Origin of the sequence: Qipengyuania polymorpha, assembly GCF_019711435.1 — a bacterium.
GTDB classification, from domain to species: Bacteria; Pseudomonadota; Alphaproteobacteria; order Sphingomonadales; family Sphingomonadaceae; genus Qipengyuania; species Qipengyuania polymorpha.
Genome location: NZ_JAIGNK010000001.1, coordinates 922,321 through 940,714, shown reverse-complemented (window position 1 = coordinate 940,714; position 18,394 = coordinate 922,321). Strand labels below are relative to the sequence as shown.

Sequence of the window (18,394 nt, the reverse complement as noted above, 5' to 3'; positions counted from 1 at the left end):
AAGAGTCGCGAATGAGTGCCAATCCCAATCGGACGGACATTCGCAATCGCCTTGCCGGCTATTGGAAGCTCGAACTGGCCAACGCGGTTATGATCCCCGCGTTGGCCATTTTCCTCACCTCAACCAGCCATTCGGAACTTGGCTGGCTGTCATGGCTCAGCTTCGTGCCTATGAGTGGCTTGCTTGTCGTAGGCGGGCTTTACTGGCGCGGAAAGCTCGATGCGCTCGAAGGGCGAGCTGCCCGGCTTGGTCGTGTACTCGCCCAGGCGGACCGGTGGCAGGTTCCGCTCGCGATCCTGAGTGGTGCAGCTTTCCTAGCAGCGATCGCCTCATGGCTGGACCCTGGTCTGTCGGTTTCCCTTGCCGACCGCATTACGGCAAGCGTGTGCAGCACATTGGCGGTACTCGAATATGTGAACTATTATCATCGCCAACTGCAGCATTTCGACCACCTGGCCGATTTTCGTCGCCTGCTTGCCGGCAGGGGATTCCGTCCGGCCCAGATGGCTGTGGACCTGCGGCGTTTTCGGGCGGGCATGGTCAAGTGAGAAAAGCTGCAACTGCTGCGACGGCTATTGTCACCTGCTTCGCTGTCGCTGCTTGCGCAAGTGTGGGATCTCCGCCTACCGACATCGGAGCCGAACAGTTCTACAAGAAGTACGTCTCTGCCCGAGGCATCCCCATCCTCTCCTCCGACCGCGTGCCCGACGAAGCCTTGCTCGCCGCGCGCGACATGGCCTCGGGCCTGTTGGCCTATCGGCCCGATCTTGCCGACTGGTTGGTCGGAAACGACTACCGCGTCGCGATCATCGCCGAGGAAGAAGCCCTGCTCGACCTTCCCGAAAAGGCGCACTGGTCCAAGCCAGCGCGGGACGATCCACGCCTCACGCGATGCGAACTCAAACATTACGATGTCCGCATCGGCGCATTGACAGACCGCGCCTACTGGGATGCGCGGGCGAGGGGGATTGGCGGCAAGCGTACTGTCGGCTCGGAAGAGGACGTGCTGGGGCTGCCCAGCACGCGCTATTGGGGCGAGACCATCTTCGTCCACGAGATGGCGCATAATGTCCTCTTCGCCATCGAGGCGGTCGACCCGGCGCTGTATGCGGAGGTCGTGGCGGCCTATGCCAATGCGCTGGCGAACGACCTCTGGCTCAACGAATATGCCACCACGACCATCCAGGAGTACTGGGCGGAAGGCACGCAAATCTGGTTCAATTCGAACCGGCGGGTGATGATAGACGGGCGGCAAATCCTAAACCATCCCGACTTGGAGGCCTACGACCCCAAGCTCTACGCCGCATTGGCGCAGGCCTATGGCGACAACCATCGCCTGAAATCGGACCCCTTCTGGATGCGCGAGGCGCGCGTGCCTCCCGGACCGCCGCCGCTCAACACGGCAGAGGAATGCTGAGCGCTGGTCGATAGAATCTGTGGTCAGGTAGAAGAGCGTTTGCATTCTGACCCTGCGACCGGAAGCTGAACAAGCATTCATCCACGCTTCATGTTTACAAACGTAGTCATTATGGCTACAGGCGTAATCGAACACGAAGCGCCTTGTCAGGGAGTGAGTCGAAATGGGTAAGCGCAAACAGGCTGTCGGAGAGCGTATCAGCGAAGCCGAGCACGCCGTGATGGAAGCGCTGTGGGACAAGAGCCCGCTCGCCGCATCCGATGTTTGCGAGCGGGTCTGCAAGGCCAACGACTGGTCTATCCCGACCGTCAAGACACTCCTCAGCCGCCTCGTCAGCAAGGGCGCAGTCGGCACCGAGCCCGAGGGACGCAAGTTCCTCTACCATCCGCTTATCGAACGCTCCGACTATGTCGGCGGGGAAAGCCGCCGCCTGGTCGACCGGCTGTTCGGCGGGCGGGCAGCGCCGCTCTTCGCGCATCTGGCCGAGAACGAGGCGCTGAGCGATGCCGACCTCGAGGAAATCGAGGCGCTCTTGAGGGAGATGCGCAAATGACCGAGCTTCTGCGCGAATACTGGAACTGGTTCCTTTTCGACACGCTGCTGTGGACCGGGGCGCTGATTGCGCTGGTCATGCTGCTGCGCCGCCCTGTGGCGCGTTATTTCGGGGCAGGGGCGGCCTATGCGCTGTGGTTCCTGCCACTGGCGCGCCTTCTTTTTCCGCCGTTCACCCTTCCGCAGTGGATGCGCCCGCTGGCGCATACGGTGCAGCAGACCGCTGCGCCGGTGGAAGCCCCGACTTTCGCTTACCAGTCGGATGCTGTCGTCCTGCCACTCGCCGAGCCGGGCGCGAGTGCGCCGACCGTCGTCGCTGCGAGCCAGCCGCCGGTGGATTTCCTCACGCCCATGCTCTTGCTGTGGCTGGGCGGGGCGCTGGTCTTCCTCGTGCGACGTTTCTGGCTCTATTTCGAACTGCGCCGCGAACTGCTCGAGGATGCGCGTCCGGTCGGTGATGTCGGGTCCATTCGCCTGGTCGAAACGCCGGCCATTTCGGGCCCCATGGCCTTCGGTGTCATCGACCGCGTCATTGCGCTGCCGGTGGGTTTCATGACCAGCCGCAACCGCCACCAGCGCGACCTCGCCATCGAGCACGAGCTGGCACACCACCGCGGCGGCGACCTGCTCGCCAACATGGCCGTGCAGCCGCTGTTCGCCATCCACTGGTTCAATCCGCTTGGCTGGCTCGGTTGGCAGGCCTTGCGCCGCGACCAGGAAGCCTTTTGCGATGCCCGTGTTGTCGCCACCCGTCCGCGGGAAGAGCGCGCCGCCTATGCCGGCATTATCGCCGATTTCGCACGCCACACCTCGGTAGCGCCGCGCCCCGCGCTGGCTGCACCGATGGCCTGTCCGGTTCTGGGGGACAAATCGATAATCCATCGTTTGAGGAGCTTATCCATGTCCGATATTTCGCCGCGTCGCCGCCTTACCGGGCGCGCCGCAATTGCCAGTGCTTTCCTGGCCGTGCCGCTCACCGCGTCCATCTGTTACGCCGAAGGTGCGCCGACTGCGCTCGTTGCAGCAGCTCAGGCCGCCGAGGTCGATGTGTGGACCGAGGCCGATGTCCAGCAGGAGCAGGACGGGATGACCGAAGTCGAGATCGACATCGAACGCCAGTTCGACGAAGCCGAGGAAGAATTCACCCGCGCCGAGCGCGAACTCGACGAAGCCGAACACAGGATCGTGCAGATCGAGCGCGAGATCGAACGCGGCGAGGACGGCAAGATCGTCAAGCGCAAGATCCGTTACAACGGCAAGGGCTGGGAGCAGATGAGCGAGGCCGAACGGGCACGGTTCCGCGAGGAAATGGCCAGCCTTCGCCAGCAATTCGCCGAGGATGGCGAACTGCGCCGCGAGATGCGCGAATTGCGCCGCGAGCTCGGGGAGAATGGCGAGATGCGGCGTGAAATCCGGCTTGCTGTCGCCGAAGCACAGGCGGGGGCTGCCGAGGCACGTGCCGAGGCCATGGCCTCTGCTCCGCGCGTCGTGATGAAATGCAAGGACAAGGAAAAGCTCATCCACACCGAAGAAAGTTCGGATGGCAAGGTCACCATGTTCGTGTGCGAGGCGAATGCCGACAAGCTGGCGATGGGTGCGCTGCGCACCGCCCGTGCCGCGATTGAAACCGAACGCAGCCTGACACCCGAAGAACGCGCAGAAGCGCTGCGCTCCATCGATCAGGAGATGGCCGCGCTGCAAAGTTCCAACTAACGCCAAGGCCCCCCCTGCGGGCGAAGCGGCCGGTCCCTCACAGCGGGGGATCGGCCGTTTTTCGTTCATGCAGGAGCAATTCACCCTGAATTCAATTCATCGCTCACACAGAACGCTTCATCGCAGGTAACGATGGAGAAACGCGATGAGAGACAAATCCCCCGGCTTCAAATTATTCATGGCAGGCCTTTGCGGCTTCGTGCTGCTGGTGCCCCTGCTCATGGTCTATGCTCTGGTGAACGACCGGCAAGGGCAGGCGCGCATTGCCGAGCGCACGATAACCGCCGGTTCGGGCGGGGCGCAGGTCGTCTCGGGTCCGGTGATCGAGATCCCCTACAACGAAGTGCGCACGGTCAATGAGGTGGTCGACGGCAATCCGGTCGTCCGCACCAATCTCGTGCGCAAGTCGATTTTCGTGTCGCCGGTTCGGCACCAGCTTGAGACCGGACTGGCACCGGAGCGAAAGAAGAAGGCGCTCTACGAGACCGTGATTTATCTTGCAGACATGGAGGGAAAGGCGCGGTTCGAGCTGCCGGAAGAATTCTCGATTCCCGGCGTATCCCGCGACCGTCTTTTACTAGGCGAGGCGCAAATTCGCTTCGGCGCGTCGGACCCGAGGGGGTTACGGGCCGCAGCAAATGTGCGCGTTGGCGGCAAGCCGCTCGCCCTTGAGCCCGGCGGCGGCACACGCGCCAGCGATGGTGCGGGCTTTCACGGGGCAATCGACTGGTCGGGTGGCAAGCCGCTGGTTGTAAACTACGACTACACGCTGCGCGGCAGCCGCCAGATTACGCTCATGCCGCTTGGCGGGCAGACCGACTGGAGCGTCACCTCGACTTGGCCGCATCCCGCATTCGGCGGCGGCTTTATCCCTGATGAAAGGGATATCGGCAACGACGGGTTCTCCGCACGCTGGTCGATCGGGAACCTGGCGCTGAACCAGCCGATGGTGGCAGCGGAAGATTTCGAGCCTCCCCACATCATGGCGCGCGAAGCCTATGACGGGATGGTGCCGGAGGGCTATTACGAAAGCGAAGACAGCGAGACCGCCACCATCAGCCTGGTCGAACCGGGGGATATTTACGCGCAGGTCGACCGCAGCGTCAAATACGGATTCCTGTTCATCGGTTTCACCTTCGTTGCCTTCCTGCTGTTCGACGTGGTCGGTGGCGCGCGCGTGGCGGCGGCGGAGTACCTTTTGACCGGGGCTGGACTGATCCTGTTCTTCGTGCTGCTGCTGGCCTTTGCCGAGTGGACCGGCTTTGCCATCGCCTATGTGATTGCGAGCGCCGCCATCATCGGATTGCTGACCGCCTATAGCGCGGCGGTGCTGGGAGGATGGAAGCGGGCGGGTTTCATCGGAACGCTGCTGACCGTGCTCTATGGCGTGCTCTATGTGTTGCTAAGCCTCGAAGACGCCTCGCTCATCGTCGGCTCGGTGATGATGTTCATGGCACTGGCGGGCGTGATGTATGCAACCCGCAACGTCGAATGGTCCGAAGTGACCAAGGGCGATGAGCGCTCGGCCGAATAGGTTTGGCACTGCAACAAGGAAGAGGCGCGGACCACGACCGGTCCGCGCCTCTCTCTCGTGCTGACGTGGCTCAGCGAACGATGGTGTATTCGTCGCAGGCCTTGTCGTCACCACGAAGACCGGTGCGAAGCGCCTGGCTCCGCTGAGCGCTGGTGCCGTGGGTGAAGTTCTCGGCCGAGACGCGTCCCTGCGTTAGGCGGTCGTCGCCGATGGCTGCAGCGGCCTCCATACCTTCCTCGATATCGCCCGGCTCGATGAGGTTGCGGTTCTTGCCTGCCCAGACACCGGCATAGCAGTCTGCCTGCAATTCCATGCGCACCTGCAGCTGGTTCGCCTGACCACGGCTCGTGGCGCGTTGCTGTGCGCTGCGGATTTGCCCCGAGATACCGGTGATGGTCTGGATGTGGTGGCCATACTCATGCGCGAGGACGTAATAGCGCGCGAAGTCGCCGCTGTTCCCCGCCATACGCGCCAGTTGGTCATAGAAGCTGGTGTCGATGTAAATCGTCTGGTCGCCGGGGCAGTAGAACGGTCCCATCGAGGAATTGCCCGAGCCGCAGGCGGTGCGTACCGCGCCGCTGTAGAGGTCGAGCGTCGGCTGCTGGAAGCGGTCGCCGAGGCCCTGCTCCTCGAACACGCGCGCCCAGGTGCGGTTGAGCGAGGTCAGCCCGTCGCAGGCTTCGCGCGCATACTGGCTGCTGGTGCAGATTTCCTGCTCATTGGTGTTGGCCGGACCCGAGGTTTGCGTGCCCTGCTGCACGCTTTCGACCGTCGCCGCAGTCTGGAACGGGTCGAGGCCGAACACGAAATAGCCAAGCGCAGCGATGATGATGGTGCCGCAGCCGATACCGCCGGCCTTGCCCACACCGCCTCCGCTGCTCGAACGGACCTTGATATCGCCGGTGTTGAACGGATTGAGCCGCATGTGTCTCCCCTTTGGATTGGCCGCTTTACAGCGCGCTCCCTGTGCGCGATGGCCGTTGGTAATTGTTCACCTAACGCTCGGAGAGCCAAATGTTTCTCGAAGGTAAGCGCGCCCTTGTTACCGGATCGACCAGCGGCATCGGCCTCGCCATCGCCCGCGCGCTGGCAAAGGAGGGCGCCAGCGTCGTCCTCAACGGCTTCGGTGACGAGGCGGAAATCGCAAAATTGTGCGAGGAACTGGGTGCGACGCATTCGGGCGCGGACCTCACCGACGTGCCGCAAATCGAGGAGATGATGGCGGAAGCGGGCGGCATCGACATCCTCGTCAACAACGCGGGGATGCAGCATGTCGCGCCGGTCGAGGAATTCCCGGTTTCCAAGTGGGACACGATCATCGCGCTCAACCTTACCGCTGCCTTCCACACCACGCGGCTCGCCGTACCGGGGATGAAGAAGAAGGGCTGGGGCCGCATCATCAATACCGCCAGCGCGCACTCCAAGGTCGCCTCGCCCTTCAAGAGCGCCTACAATTCCGCCAAGCACGGCCTCGACGGCTTCACCAAGACCATCGCGCTGGAGCTGGCCGCCGACGGCATCACGGCCAACTGCATCAGCCCCGGCTATGTCTGGACCCCGCTGGTCGAGAACCAGATCCCCGACACGATGAAGGCACGCGGAATGAGCCGCGAAGAAGTCATCAACGACGTGCTGCTGGTGAAACAGGCGACCAAGAAATTCGTCCAGCCTGAGGAAATCGGCGCGCTGGCGGTGTTCCTGTGCCGCGACGAAGCGCAGAACGTGAACGGCGCCAACTGGAGCGTCGATGGTGGGTGGACTGCGGAGTGAGAAGAAAGTCCCTTAGAACTGAGCGGGCTTGATTCTGTATTGCTATGGCAATACAGCAAGTCGCATGAACAACAGCCTTCGTCTCTTCTTCTCGCTGATTTTCGGCTTTGTCGCATGGTATGCGGTGGCCATTTCAATCGACTTCGCCGTGACGAAGGGTCTCGGGCTTGAACAAGGTCTGCGATACACTCTGCTTGGTATTGGGCAATTTATTGGCGGAGGCGCGGTGGTGCTACTGGCAATGAAATTGGCGCGCATGAACCCAGTCGAGGCGGGCTTCACATTCGACAAGGCGCGGGGTGACTTCCTTGTGGGTGCCGCTGTGGCGTTGATTTTCGCGGCGATCCAATTTCTCCTCATCATACCCGCCACGGGCGGAGCCGAGCGAAGCGATGTTATCGCAAACTCTGCCCAATTGGGTAAGGAATGGTCGGACTTGGCCGCCTTCATGGGGCTCGCGTTATTTGGTTCGAGTGCAGAGGAATTCCTGTTTCGCGGTCTCTTGCTTGGAGGGATCGCACTGCTTTTTCGCGATGGAATTGCCGCCCGAACCGCCGCAACCGTCATCGTCGTCATAGTTTTTGGCTTGAGCCATGGATATCAGGGCTGGGCAGGTGTGATCGACACCGGCCTTTATGGAGGCCTGACATTGTCGCTACTTTACTGGTGGCGTGGCAAGCGCTTGGTTTCGCCGGTGGTCGCGCATGTCGGTTGGAACGTCATCGCTGCGACCGGTATATTCTTTCTTTACTGAACCTCGCCCCCCACTAGCTAATCCCCCACACCGTCGTTACATGGGCCGCCACATTTCCCCCTCGGCAGGCGATTCTCATAGTGGCACATCTCGACATCCCCCTCGGCCTTACCTTCGACGACGTTCTCCTGCGTCCGGCCGAGAGCGACATCCTGCCTTCGATGGCCAACACCGCCACGCGGCTGACGAAGGACATCCAGCTCAACATCCCGGTCCTCTCCAGTGCGATGGACACGGTGACCGAGGCGGACATGGCCATTGCCATGGCGCAGCTGGGCGGCATCGGCGTGCTGCACCGCAATTTCGAAGTCGACGAACAGGCCGCCGCCGTGCGCGCGGTGAAGCGTTACGAGAGCGGCATGGTGGTCAATCCCATCACCATCCTGCCCGACGCGACGCTGGGCGATGCGCAGCAGATCATGACCGCCAACCGCATCAGCGGTATTCCGGTGACCGACCGTAGCGGCAAGCTGGTCGGCATCCTCACCAATCGCGACGTGCGCTTTGCGGAGAACCCGCGCCAGCCGGTCAGCGAGCTGATGACCACCGAAAACCTCGCCACCGTGCCGCTCGGCACGAGCCAGGAGGAAGCGCGCAAGCTGCTCCACCAGCGCCGTATCGAGAAGCTTCTGGTGGTCGATGATGGCGGTCGCTGCGTCGGCCTCATCACGGTCAAGGATATCGAGAAGGCCGTCGCTTACCCGCACGCCACCAAGGACGAGCAGGGCCGCCTGCGCGTGGCCGCTGCCAGCACCGTTGGCGACAAGGGTTTCGAGCGCACCGAAGCGCTCATCGACGCGGGCGTGGACGTGGTCGTCATCGACACCGCGCATGGCCACAACAAGCAGGTTTCTCTTGCGGTCGAGCGCGTGAAGAAGCTCTCCAACGCGGTGCAGGTCATCGCGGGCAATGTCGCCACGGGCGAAGCGACCAAGGCGCTGTGCGGCGCGGGCGCGGACGCGGTGAAGGTCGGCATCGGGCCGGGCTCCATCTGCACCACGCGCGTGGTTGCCGGTGTCGGCGTGCCGCAGCTTACCGCGATCATGGACAGCGCCGAGGAAGCCGACAAGCAGGGCGTTCCGGTCATTGGCGACGGCGGCCTTCGCACCAGCGGCGATGCGGCCAAGGCGCTTGCGGGCGGCGCGTCCTCCATCATGGTCGGCTCGATGCTGGCCGGCACCGAGGAAGCGCCGGGCGAAACCTTCATCTACCAGGGGCGCAGCTACAAGAGCTATCGCGGCATGGGCAGCGTTGGCGCAATGGCACGCGGCAGCGCCGACCGCTATTTCCAGGCCGATGTATCGCAGCAGAAGCTGGTGCCCGAAGGCATCGAGGGGCAGGTCCCCTACAAGGGCCCGGCCAGCGCGGTCGTCCACCAGCTTGTCGGCGGTATCAAGGCGGCGATGGGCTACACGGGCAGCGCCACCATCGAGGACCTGCGCAAGAACGCGAATTTCGTGCGCATCACCAATGCCGGCCTGACCGAGAGCCACGTGCACGACGTGTCGATCACGCGTGAAGCGCCGAACTATCCGACGCGGTAGTCGCGCCCACTTCACCGTTCGTGTCGAGCGAAGTCGAGACACGTTGTGCAGCGGTTCTCGACTTCGCTCGAACCGAACGGATATTGAGCCAAGCCTATGACCCCTGCAGCCCGTGTCCAGACCTCGATAGAGCTGCTCGACACCATCATTGAAGCCGCGCGTACCAAGGGCGCGCCGGCCGACCGTATCCTCGCCGAGTGGTTTCGCAATAACCGCTTCGCCGGGTCGAAAGACCGTCGCGCCATCCGCGAACTGGTTTATGCTGCCATTCGCGCCTGCGGGCCGGTTCCGGCAAACGGCCGCGCTGCTATGCTGCGTCTCGCGGAGACCGATGAGAGCATTGCACCGCTGTTCGATGGCTCGAATTACGGTCCCGCCGCAATCGGTGACGGCGAGGAGGCAGCTGAGGGCGGTATCGCTCCGGTATGGCTGTCAGAAAAGCTGGCCGCGTCCGACATCGAAGGTGCAGAAGCCGATGCCCTGCTCGGCCGCGCCCCGCTGGACCTGCGCGTCAACACGTTGAAGGCCGAGCGTGCTACGCTCACGCTACCTCTCGAAGCCGAACACACCGCCGCGCCCCATGGCCTCCGCCTCGAAGCGGGAACGCAGGTCGAGCAATGGCCTGAATGGCGCGAGGGCAAGGTAGAGGTGCAGGACACCGGCTCGCAGCTTGCCTGCCTTGCAGTGAATGCGCAGCCGGGCGAAACCATCATCGACCTGTGCGCCGGGGGAGGGGGCAAGACTCTCGCTCTTGCCGCAGCGATGGACAATCTCGGGCGCCTCATCGCGTCGGATACCGACCGTGGCCGCCTATCGCGCCTCGCGCCGCGTACCGAGCGGGCAGGAGCCACCATCATCGAGACCCGCCTGCTCGACCCCAAGCGCGAGTTCGAAGCTCTGGCCGACCTCGAAGGCCAGGCCGATGCAGTGATGGTCGATGCGCCGTGCTCGGGTACCGGCACATGGCGCCGCAATCCCGAGGCGCGCTGGCGGCTCGACGAGGCGGAACTGGCGCGGCTCACCACGCTCCAGGCCGAACTGCTCGACCTTGCCGCAAGGCTCGTGAAACCGGGAGGGCGGATCATCTACGTCACATGCTCGCTGCTCGACGAGGAAGGGTCGGGGCAGTTTTCAACCTTTCTGGACAGGGTTAACATATTCGAAGCGCAGGACTTTTCCCTCCCTGCAGGTCGTAAACGCGGGAACGGGATGCGGCTCACTCCGTATCACGACGGTACGGACGGATTTTTCATCGCCTGTGCAGCTAGACCGTGATAGCTTTCGCTCTATGGTTAGCACCCAGCCATCCGCGAAACCCTCGCTAACGGAGACGATTATGCGTTTTGCCCCTGCCGCCGCCGCCCTGTCACTGGCCCTTGCCATGACCGCCAGCGTCAGCGTCGGGCAATCGCGAGAACCGGACCCGCGCGCGGCGATGCTGATTGCGCAGGGTGAAGCCGCGCTGGAAGCTGGCAACACGCAGGGCGCCATCGATTCCTACGAAGCCGCGCTGGCGGTGGACCCGGGCTACACCCCGATTTTCCTCCACCTCGCCGAAGCTGCGCGCGAAGACGATTTGCAGGGCAAGGCCATCCGCTATTACCGCGAGGCCCTGCTGCGCGACCCGAACAACCTCGCCGCCATCGCGGGCGAGGGCGCGGCGATGGCCGAAAAGGGCGCGCTGGAAAAAGCCCGCCTGAACCTCGCCAAGGTCCAGTCGCTATGCGGCGAAAGCTGCCCCGAAACACGCGAGCTAGCGAGCGCCATCGCCGCCGGCCCGCGCCAGCCGGTCATGACGGCAGAGGCCAGCGTTCCTGCGCAACCGCAGCAGAACTGAGAAGAACCGAAAACTTTAAGGTGAGTGTGCGGCGTCCGGTTTGGTTTGCCCTGATTGGCAATGCCATTGGGTTCGGGCTCACGATGCCGCCGTCGAGATTGCTAAACGGGTTCGAATATCAGCTTTCCGAAATCGAAGTAGGCGACGTGCTCCTTGAAGTTGCATTGACGCCAATCTGGGTTTTGCTGTCACCAGTTTTCGGTTTCTTTCCGCTGATTATTGCTTTGGTGTTGATACTGCTGGCTGACCGCTTCGCTACGTTTCGTAACATCATCGTTTGGCTCGTTGCGGGTCTGGCAGTCTCGTATTTTTGCGCAGCCTTCGCGATGTTTACCAGGAGCCACGAACCCGAATATCCAGAATGGATTTGGTTCTCAAACTTCTTTCACTGTCTCATATGTTTCTTCGGCGGATGGTTAGGGTATCAGATATTCAAACCAACTCACGAAACTCTTCCAGAACAGCGCGATAGACCCGTTTCTTGAACGGGACTATCAGCTCGGGAAGCTGCTCGGCATCGACCCATTTCCAGTCGCAGAATTCGGGCGGGTCGTGGGCTTCGAGGTCGATGTCCTCATCCGCGCCGGAGAAGCGCGCGAGGAACCAGACCTGCTCCTGCCCGCGATATTTGCCGCCCCATAGCTTGCCGATGAGTTCCTCGGGCAAATCGTAGCGAATGGGTTCGCGGGTCTGCTGGATGAGGCTGACATGCTCTGCCTTCGCGCCGGTTTCCTCGGCGAGTTCGCGCAAGGCGGCTTCCTTCAAATCCTCGCCCTCGTCGACGCCGCCCTGGGGCATTTGCCACCAGTCGCCTTCCTTGTTGTCGATACGGCGGCCGACGAATACGCGGCCCTCGCCATTGACCAGCATCACGCCGACACAGGGCCGGTAACCGAGTTCGCTCACTTGTAACGCTCCACCATCATTTCGACCGCATCAAGGAAGGCATCGAGGTCCTTCTGGCCGCTGGGCATGGCCTTCCGCAAGGTCGTGAAGCCATGAATGATACCGGGAAATTCGAGATAGACCACTTCGGTTCCCTGCTGGACCAGATGCGCGGCGTAATCGCGCCCGGAATCGCGCAAGGGGTCTAGACCGGCGGTGCACACCACCGTCGGCGGGGTGTTCGAGCAGTCGCCCACCATCGGCATGTTGCGCGGGTCCTTCGGGTCGGCGGCATATTGCTCGGTAAACCAGCCCATGGCCGCGCCGGTCAGCAGGAAGCCTTCCGCGAAATCGGCATAGGACTTGTGCTGCGAGACATCGTTGGCGACCGGATAGATGGGCGCCTGCACGATGACCGGCACCTGGGCGGGATCGTTCGCCAGCTGGTTGGTGGTCACGATGGTGAGGTTGCCGCCCGCGCTGTCACCGGTGATGACGAGGCCGGTAATCTCGCGGTCCAGTGCCTCAGGTGAAGTGGCAATCCAGCGCGCTGCCGCCTCGCAATCGTCGGGTGCGGCGGGGAAGGGGTGCTCGGGCGCGAGGCGGTACTCCACCGACACCACTGGCAGGTCGAGCCGCGAGGCAATCTCGGTGCAGAGCGAATTGTAGACATCGCGGTCGCCGATGACGAAGCCGCCACCGTGGATGAAGACCACGCAAGGCGAGGGGCCGCGCTCCTTCTTCGCATCGTAAAGCCGCAGCGGGATGTCCCCAGCGGGTCCGGGGCAGGAGAGGTCCTTGATGACGGCGAGGTTGCGCGGCGGGCTTTCGGCCAGTGCCCCCAGCGTCTTCATCTGCGTGCGACCCTCGATAGCGCCGACTTCGTCCACGCCCTTGCCGCCCATGGCTTCGAGCATATCGAGGAATGCGCGCACATCCTCGCGGACATAGTGTTCGGTATCGGCCACGGGTCTCTCCTCTTCGCGTTGCAAAAAGGGACTTAGCGAAGGCCAAGTGCTTTTCCACCTGCCTTTTTCCCGCTAGCAGAGAAACTTCATTGCGAGAGAGGTGGGCGGGGCCTAGGTGCCGCCACCGAGAGACAGCGCCGAGTACGGCGCGCGACAAGGAATTTTCTGGATGGCAACAGCCGCCAATCAGGCCGAAAGCGGCCTCCCCGAAACCCCCGAAGCCATCGTTGTGCGGTTCGCCGGCGACTCCGGTGACGGTATGCAGCTCACTGGCGGGCAGTTCACCCTGTCGACCGCGCTGGCAGGCAACGATCTTGCGACCTTCCCCGATTTCCCGGCGGAAATCCGCGCGCCGCAGGGCACGCTGTTCGGGGTCTCGGCGTTCCAGATCAATTTCGGCAGCCGCTCGATCAACACCGCAGGCGACGCGCCCGATGTACTGGTGGCGATGAACCCGGCAGCGCTCAAGGTGAACCTCGCGGCGCTGAAGCCCGGCGGCCTCATCATCGCCGACACCGGCGCCTTTACGAAGCGCAACCTCGACAAGGCGCATTACGAAGCCAATCCGTTGGAAGATGGCAGCCTCGCCAAGTTCGACGTGCTCGCCTTCGACATCAGCGAGAAGACCATCGAGGCGGTCAAGCCCTTTGGCCTTGGCAACAAGGACGCGCTGCGCTCGAAGAACATGTGGACGCTGGGCCTTGCGCTGTGGATGTTCGACCGTCCGCGCGAGCCGATCCATGACTGGCTGAAGGCCAAGTTCAAGTCCAAGACCGACATCGCCGATGCCAACATCGCCGCGCTCGACGCGGGCCATGCCTATGGCGAGACCGCGGAACTGGCCGGACCGGTCAAGCAGCTGACCATGCCGCCGGTGCAGAGCGAGCCGGGCCTCTACCGCACGATTACCGGCGCGGAAGCGGTGTCGCTGGGCCTCGTCGCCGGTGCGCAGCTGGCTGAACTGCCGATGTTCTTCGGCGGCTATCCCATCACCCCTGCCTCGGCCATCCTGCACCATCTGGCGCGGCTCAAGGAATTCGGCGTCACCACTTTCCAGGCGGAAGACGAGATTGCCGCCATCTGCGCCGCCATCGGGGCGAGCTATGCCGGGCAGCTGGGTGTCACCAGCTCTTCGGGGCCGGGCATTGCGCTGAAGACCGAAGCCATCGGCCTCGGCATCATGACCGAGCTTCCGCTGGTCATCGTCAATTCGCAGCGCGGCGGCCCCTCGACCGGCCTGCCGACCAAGACCGAGCAGAGCGACCTCTACCAGGCCGTCTATGGCCGTAATGGCGATGCGCCGATGCCGGTGATTGCCGCGCGCAGTCCGTCGGACGCGTTCGAGGTTGCCATCGAGGCCTGCCGCATTGCGACGCAGTACATGACCCCGGTCATGCTGCTGACCGACGGCTATATCGCCAACGCCGCCGAGCCTTGGAAAGTCCCCGACCCGGATACTTTCGAGCCATTCCCGGCAAGCTTCCTCGAAGAGCCAAACGACGGCGACAACTTCCTGCCATACAAGCGCGACGAGAAGGGTGCGCGCCCGTGGGTCAAGCCCGGCACGCCCGGCCTGATGCACCGCATCGGCGGTATCGAGAAGCACGAGCTTACCGGCAATATCGACTATTCGCCCGACAACCACCAGCGCATGACCGATGCGCGCAAGAACAAGGTCGAGGGCATCATCGTGCCCGACCAGGACGTGGCGCTGGGCGAGACTACCGGCAAGCTCGCCGTGGTGGGCTGGGGCAGCACCTATGGCCCCATCCATCAGGCCGTGCGCCGCAGCATCGCCAAGGGCTGCTCGGTCAGCCACATCCACGTGCGCCACATCTGGCCCATGCCGAAGAACCTGGGCGAGCTGCTCAAGGGCTTCGAGCATATCCTCGTACCCGAAATGAATACCGGCCAGTTTAAGACCGTGCTGCGCGACCAGTTCCTCGTCGACGCGCAGCCGCTTACCAAGACCAGCGGCCAGCCGTTCCAGATTGCCGAACTCGAGGCCGAGATTGCCAAGTTCTTCGACGGTATCGATGGCAACGAGGGCGGCCAGGTCGCGGCCAACGACCAGCAGCTTCCGAGCACGGAAGGAGGTGCAAAATGATCAAACCGATACTGGCCGTGGCTCTTTTCGCGCTGGCAAGTCCGGCATCGGCTGAAGATTTCGCGCGTCCCGCAATGTCGGCGGAGCTTCCTTCCAGCCTTCTAGGCAATGATTGCCGACCGCATGACATGGGCAAGGCCAAGGCGGTGATGTGCATGGGGGGCAGTGTTCTCGAAGAGCCGAACGTCGGTGTCACTCTAACACCGGTCGACAAGGCGATGACGCTCGATGACCTCAAGCACCACACGCGCGAAACTTTCCACGAATCCAGCCTGCGCCAGATTATTCGCGAGAAGCGTGTGAAGTTGCGCCATGCTCCCGAAGCCGTGGTTTTCGAAGGTGTCTACAACACGAACATCGGCCTTCGCCGGACCTGGGTTGCCTATCACGATGGCGTTCTCATCCGTGTGATCGTTTCGGCATTTTCCAAGAAAGCCGACGGCAATTACCGCGACGAAATTTTGAAGGCAGTGTTCGGACCGGAGCGGTTTACCGCCCCCGCCAATGCCGAAGGAGCATCGGTCGATGAATGAGATGACCAAGATCGAAACCACGCTCAAGGACTGGGAAACCGACCAGGAGGTCCGCTGGTGTCCAGGCTGCGGGGACTATGCCATCCTCAAGGCCGTGCAGCGCACGTTGCCGCAGATTGGTGCGGATCCGAAGAACACCGTCTTCATCTCGGGCATCGGCTGTTCGAGCCGCTTTCCCTATTACGTCGAGAGCTACGGTTTCCACACCATTCACGGCCGCGCGCCTGCCTTTGCGACGGGCGCGAAGCTTGCCAATCCGGAGCTCGACGTGTGGCTGGTGACGGGTGACGGCGACGGACTTTCCATCGGGGGCAACCACCTGATGCATGTCCTGCGCCGCAACGTGAACATGCAAATCATGCTGTTCAACAACGAGATTTACGGCCTCACCAAGGGTCAGGCTTCGCCCACCAGCCGCGAAGGCACCAAATCGCCTTCGACCCCGATCGGCAGCTACGACCACCCCGCGCGCCCGGCCGCCTTTGCGCTCGGCAGCGGTGCGCGTTTCATCGGGCGCGGGTTCGATGTGTCGAAGAACCTGCCCGACGTGCTCAAGGCAGCGCATGCCCACAAGGGCGCGGCCTTCATCGAGATTTTCCAGAACTGCATCGTCTACAACAAGGACGTCTTCAACGATTTCGCCGCGCCCAAGGGAGCGGAGGACCGCCAGCTCTGGCTCGAAGACGGCAAGCCCATGCTGTTCGCCAAGGACACCAAGGGTATCGCACTGAACCGCGAGAAGCTGTGCCTCGAAGTTGTCGATTTGACAGACGGCGACTGGGAAAGCGCGGGCGTCATCGTCCACGACGTGACCAACCGCTCGGTCGCGCACATGCTCATCGAGATGCCCTTCGGCGAATTCCCGATGGCGCTCGGCGTCCTTTACGACGACCCGCGCCCGACCTTCGAAGATGCGGTCATCCAGGAGCGCAAGATGGCCAGCGAGGGCAAGGAAGCTAACCTCGCCAAGCTGCTCGGCAAGGGCCAGACCTGGACCGTCAGCGGCACGGCGCAGGATCCGGTCTAGGGTCGGGTAGCCCCGAAGGATGGACAATCTGACGCACAGCCTAGTCGGCGCTTTGCTGGGGCAGGCGGGGCTGAAGAAAAAGACTGGGCTCGCGATGCCCGCGCTCATCATCGGGGCAAACCTGCCCGATGTGGATGCGGCGTGCTTCTTCTGGCTGGAGGGCGCGGAGCATCTCGGCTTTCGCCGTGGCATCACGCATGGCCCTCCCGCACTGGTGCTGCTGCCGCTGATACTGGCGGGGCTGCTCTACGGCTTCGACCGCTGGCAGGCCAAGCGGGGGAAGCGGCCGGAGGACCGTCTGCCGGTCAGTTTCCAATGGCTGTTCCTCCTGAGCTTCATCGGCTGCCTGACCCACCCGGCGCTCGACTGGCTCAACGTTTATGGCATCCGCCTGCTCGAGCCGTTTTCTAGCCAGTGGTTCTACGGCGACACGCTGTTCATCATCGACGTCTGGCTATGGGCGCTGATGGGCTTCGCGACATGGTTCTCGTTCCGGCGCGAGAAGCGGGGCGGGGAGTGGAAGCGACCTGCGCGCGCGGCGATAGCGGTGGCACTGGCGTATATCGGAGTGAATGGGGCCCTCAGTGCGCAGTCAGCTGCGGACTATCCGAAAGAGCAGCATTTCTTCCATTCCGCCGTATCGTCACCGGTTCCCCTGAAATTTTGGGAACGCGAAGTCATTGGTTTCGTCGAAGGCGGTCCCTTCGTTTGGGACGTCGGCGTTAGGAAGTGGACGTTAGCGCAAGGTCTATCTGATCACGAGACGCCGATAGGTAACGCTGATTTCCTGTTCGGGATCGAATGCGTTTCGGCAAAGGATCTGCAGACTGATGACAGGGAGGTGCGCGCTTTCCTATTCTGGTCGAGGATTCCGATAATGGATACTCAGGAAGACGGCTCCGTACTCCTTCGAGACGCTCGCTTTTACGATCCTCGCGCGCGTGATCGGTTCACCGTTGCGTTGCCCGATGTGAAATGCGACCCGCCTAAGTAGCGGGACCTAGCTTCTTCCCGGCCTCGCTATCCGCCGCCGCCTTAGCTGGTGCATAGAGCAGCGCCGCAGCGAGAAACGCCCAGCCGGCGCCGCCCAGCCAGCCCGCTGTCACATCGCTCGGGAAGTGCACGCCGAGCATCACGCGGCTCCAGGCGACCATGGCGGAGAGCACCATGGCGAAACCGATGATGGTGTAGCGCACCGTGTGGTTCTTGCTCAGCGCGGCAAAGGCGATGGCCATGCCGATGTAGACCACCGCTGCCGAGAAGCTGTGTCCGGAGGGGAAGCTTTCGCCGCCCGCCTCGGTCAAATGCGGCACGATTTGCGGGCGCTCGCGTCCGACCAGCAGCTTGACGCCGGTGTTGGCGAGCCAGCCGGTGATGACGGTAGCGGCGTAGAGGAATGCCTCGCGCCTCAATTTGAGGAACAGCAGCGCCACCACCGCAACCAATGCGAAGAGGTTGCGCAGGAACACGCCGCCCAGAGCCGTCACGTCGCGCACGCTCTCGAAAACGAGTTCTGGCCCGCTCGGCCCGAGTTCTTCGCCGGTGCGATAGGACATCAGGCCCCACTGGTCGAAACTGCCGGTGCGTCCGGTCAGGACCAGCCAGACCATGATGGCAAAGCCCGTCCACAGGATTGCGGACGCCACCAGCGCCTTCTTGCGGTTGATTGTGAAGCCGCGCTCGGGCACCACCATGGTCTCGGCGGGGATGGGGGCTTCGTCCTGCCCGGCGGCGGTTTGCGTGCTTTCCATGA

Annotated in this window: 18 protein-coding genes; 14 read left to right on the top strand and 4 right to left on the bottom strand. The window is 62.9% G+C overall.

The genetic code is table 11. The features are described 5' to 3' along the window. Positions 1-11: 11 nt before the first annotated feature. The 5 genes from K3152_RS04660 (at position 12) to creD (ending at position 5,216) form a co-directional block, all read left to right on the top strand. The gene (locus K3152_RS04660) at positions 12-548 is read left to right on the top strand and encodes a hypothetical protein (RefSeq protein ID WP_221572830.1); all 537 of its coding nucleotides are present in this window, start codon (positions 12-14) and stop codon (positions 546-548) included. A gap of 62 nt (positions 549-610) precedes the next feature. After that, positions 611-1,417, top strand: a complete 807-nt coding sequence (locus K3152_RS04655) for a glycoside hydrolase (RefSeq protein ID WP_221572829.1) — start codon at positions 611-613, stop codon at positions 1,415-1,417. Between the two features lie 163 nt (positions 1,418-1,580). Beyond that, positions 1,581-1,970 (top strand): BlaI/MecI/CopY family transcriptional regulator, encoded by a 390-nt coding sequence (locus tag K3152_RS04650; protein ID WP_221572828.1) that lies wholly within the window; start codon positions 1,581-1,583, stop codon positions 1,968-1,970. Continuing rightward, on the top strand, positions 1,967-3,682 hold the full coding sequence (locus K3152_RS04645) for a M56 family metallopeptidase (RefSeq protein ID WP_221572827.1): 1,716 nt from the start codon (positions 1,967-1,969) through the stop codon (positions 3,680-3,682). Before K3152_RS04650 ends, K3152_RS04645 begins: the two co-directional genes overlap by 4 nt. Positions 3,683-3,827: 145 nt before the next feature. Beyond that, positions 3,828-5,216, top strand: a complete 1,389-nt coding sequence (creD, locus tag K3152_RS04640) for a cell envelope integrity protein CreD (RefSeq protein WP_221572826.1) — start codon at positions 3,828-3,830, stop codon at positions 5,214-5,216. Between the two features lie 70 nt (positions 5,217-5,286). On the opposite strand, the gene ypfJ is transcribed toward creD, so the two are convergent. After that, a complete protein-coding gene (gene ypfJ / locus K3152_RS04635) occupies positions 5,287-6,141 on the bottom strand; it encodes a KPN_02809 family neutral zinc metallopeptidase (RefSeq protein WP_221572825.1) in 855 nt (284 codons plus the stop codon). A gap of 89 nt (positions 6,142-6,230) precedes the next feature. Here ypfJ and K3152_RS04630 point away from each other — a divergent pair, with 89 nt between their 5' ends. From K3152_RS04630 to K3152_RS04610, 5 genes are all read left to right on the top strand, one after another. After that, a complete protein-coding gene (locus K3152_RS04630) occupies positions 6,231-6,986 on the top strand; it encodes a 3-hydroxybutyrate dehydrogenase (RefSeq protein ID WP_221572824.1) in 756 nt (251 codons plus the stop codon). Between the two features lie 64 nt (positions 6,987-7,050). Next, a complete protein-coding gene (locus tag K3152_RS04625; RefSeq protein WP_221572823.1) occupies positions 7,051-7,740 on the top strand; it encodes a CPBP family intramembrane glutamic endopeptidase in 690 nt (229 codons plus the stop codon). An 80-nt stretch (positions 7,741-7,820) separates the two neighbouring features. Next, the gene (guaB, locus tag K3152_RS04620) at positions 7,821-9,284 is read left to right on the top strand and encodes an IMP dehydrogenase (protein WP_221572822.1); all 1,464 of its coding nucleotides are present in this window, start codon (positions 7,821-7,823) and stop codon (positions 9,282-9,284) included. A gap of 96 nt (positions 9,285-9,380) precedes the next feature. Beyond that, on the top strand, positions 9,381-10,559 hold the full coding sequence (locus tag K3152_RS04615; RefSeq protein WP_221572821.1) for an RsmB/NOP family class I SAM-dependent RNA methyltransferase: 1,179 nt from the start codon (positions 9,381-9,383) through the stop codon (positions 10,557-10,559). A gap of 61 nt (positions 10,560-10,620) precedes the next feature. Further along, the gene (locus K3152_RS04610) at positions 10,621-11,121 is read left to right on the top strand and encodes a hypothetical protein (protein WP_221572820.1); all 501 of its coding nucleotides are present in this window, start codon (positions 10,621-10,623) and stop codon (positions 11,119-11,121) included. 432 nt (positions 11,122-11,553) lie between these two features. Here the strand turns inward: K3152_RS04610 and K3152_RS04605 are convergent, their stop codons facing one another. After that, complete coding sequence (locus K3152_RS04605; RefSeq protein WP_221572819.1) at positions 11,554-12,027, bottom strand: RNA pyrophosphohydrolase; 474 nt, start codon at positions 12,025-12,027, stop codon at positions 11,554-11,556. Next, on the bottom strand, positions 12,024-12,974 hold the full coding sequence (locus K3152_RS04600; RefSeq protein WP_345719759.1) for an alpha/beta hydrolase: 951 nt from the start codon (positions 12,972-12,974) through the stop codon (positions 12,024-12,026). Before K3152_RS04600 ends, K3152_RS04605 begins: the two co-directional genes overlap by 4 nt. Positions 12,975-13,143: 169 nt before the next feature. On the opposite strand from K3152_RS04600, the gene K3152_RS04595 reads away from it, so the two are divergent. From K3152_RS04595 to K3152_RS04580, 4 genes are read left to right on the top strand one after another with little or no spacing between them, the layout of a single operon-like run. Beyond that, complete coding sequence (locus K3152_RS04595) at positions 13,144-15,081, top strand: 2-oxoacid:acceptor oxidoreductase subunit alpha (RefSeq protein ID WP_221572818.1); 1,938 nt, start codon at positions 13,144-13,146, stop codon at positions 15,079-15,081. Continuing rightward, positions 15,078-15,614, top strand: a complete 537-nt coding sequence (locus tag K3152_RS04590; protein ID WP_221572817.1) for a hypothetical protein — start codon at positions 15,078-15,080, stop codon at positions 15,612-15,614. Before K3152_RS04595 ends, K3152_RS04590 begins: the two co-directional genes overlap by 4 nt. Further along, the gene (locus K3152_RS04585; protein ID WP_221572816.1) at positions 15,607-16,641 is read left to right on the top strand and encodes a 2-oxoacid:ferredoxin oxidoreductase subunit beta; all 1,035 of its coding nucleotides are present in this window, start codon (positions 15,607-15,609) and stop codon (positions 16,639-16,641) included. Before K3152_RS04590 ends, K3152_RS04585 begins: the two co-directional genes overlap by 8 nt. A gap of 19 nt (positions 16,642-16,660) precedes the next feature. Then, the gene (locus tag K3152_RS04580) at positions 16,661-17,635 is read left to right on the top strand and encodes a metal-dependent hydrolase (protein ID WP_221572815.1); all 975 of its coding nucleotides are present in this window, start codon (positions 16,661-16,663) and stop codon (positions 17,633-17,635) included. Here K3152_RS04580 and K3152_RS04575 read toward each other — a convergent pair. Continuing rightward, positions 17,628-18,392, bottom strand: a complete 765-nt coding sequence (locus K3152_RS04575) for a phosphatase PAP2 family protein (RefSeq protein WP_221572814.1) — start codon at positions 18,390-18,392, stop codon at positions 17,628-17,630. The two genes, K3152_RS04580 and K3152_RS04575, sit on opposite strands and share 8 nt — an antisense overlap. Positions 18,393-18,394: the final 2 nt, after the last annotated feature.

What these genes read in the sequence shown, in the direction of transcription:
- K3152_RS04660 (WP_221572830.1), top strand. Translation starts at nt 12, where the DNA reads ATGAGTGCCAATCCCAATCGGACGGACATTCGCAATCGCCTTGCCGGC.
- K3152_RS04650 (WP_221572828.1), top strand. Translation starts at nt 1,581, where the DNA reads ATGGGTAAGCGCAAACAGGCTGTCGGAGAGCGTATCAGCGAAGCCGAG.
- K3152_RS04645 (WP_221572827.1), top strand. Translation starts at nt 1,967, where the DNA reads ATGACCGAGCTTCTGCGCGAATACTGGAACTGGTTCCTTTTCGACACG.
- creD (WP_221572826.1), top strand. Translation starts at nt 3,828, where the DNA reads ATGAGAGACAAATCCCCCGGCTTCAAATTATTCATGGCAGGCCTTTGC.
- ypfJ (WP_221572825.1), bottom strand. Translation starts at nt 6,141, where the DNA reads ATGCGGCTCAATCCGTTCAACACCGGCGATATCAAGGTCCGTTCGAGC.
- K3152_RS04630 (WP_221572824.1), top strand. Translation starts at nt 6,231, where the DNA reads ATGTTTCTCGAAGGTAAGCGCGCCCTTGTTACCGGATCGACCAGCGGC.
- K3152_RS04625 (WP_221572823.1), top strand. Translation starts at nt 7,051, where the DNA reads ATGAACAACAGCCTTCGTCTCTTCTTCTCGCTGATTTTCGGCTTTGTC.
- K3152_RS04615 (WP_221572821.1), top strand. Translation starts at nt 9,381, where the DNA reads ATGACCCCTGCAGCCCGTGTCCAGACCTCGATAGAGCTGCTCGACACC.
- K3152_RS04610 (WP_221572820.1), top strand. Translation starts at nt 10,621, where the DNA reads ATGCGTTTTGCCCCTGCCGCCGCCGCCCTGTCACTGGCCCTTGCCATG.
- K3152_RS04595 (WP_221572818.1), top strand. Translation starts at nt 13,144, where the DNA reads ATGGCAACAGCCGCCAATCAGGCCGAAAGCGGCCTCCCCGAAACCCCC.
- K3152_RS04590 (WP_221572817.1), top strand. Translation starts at nt 15,078, where the DNA reads ATGATCAAACCGATACTGGCCGTGGCTCTTTTCGCGCTGGCAAGTCCG.
- K3152_RS04585 (WP_221572816.1), top strand. Translation starts at nt 15,607, where the DNA reads ATGAATGAGATGACCAAGATCGAAACCACGCTCAAGGACTGGGAAACC.
- K3152_RS04580 (WP_221572815.1), top strand. Translation starts at nt 16,661, where the DNA reads ATGGACAATCTGACGCACAGCCTAGTCGGCGCTTTGCTGGGGCAGGCG.
- K3152_RS04575 (WP_221572814.1), bottom strand. Translation starts at nt 18,392, where the DNA reads ATGGAAAGCACGCAAACCGCCGCCGGGCAGGACGAAGCCCCCATCCCC.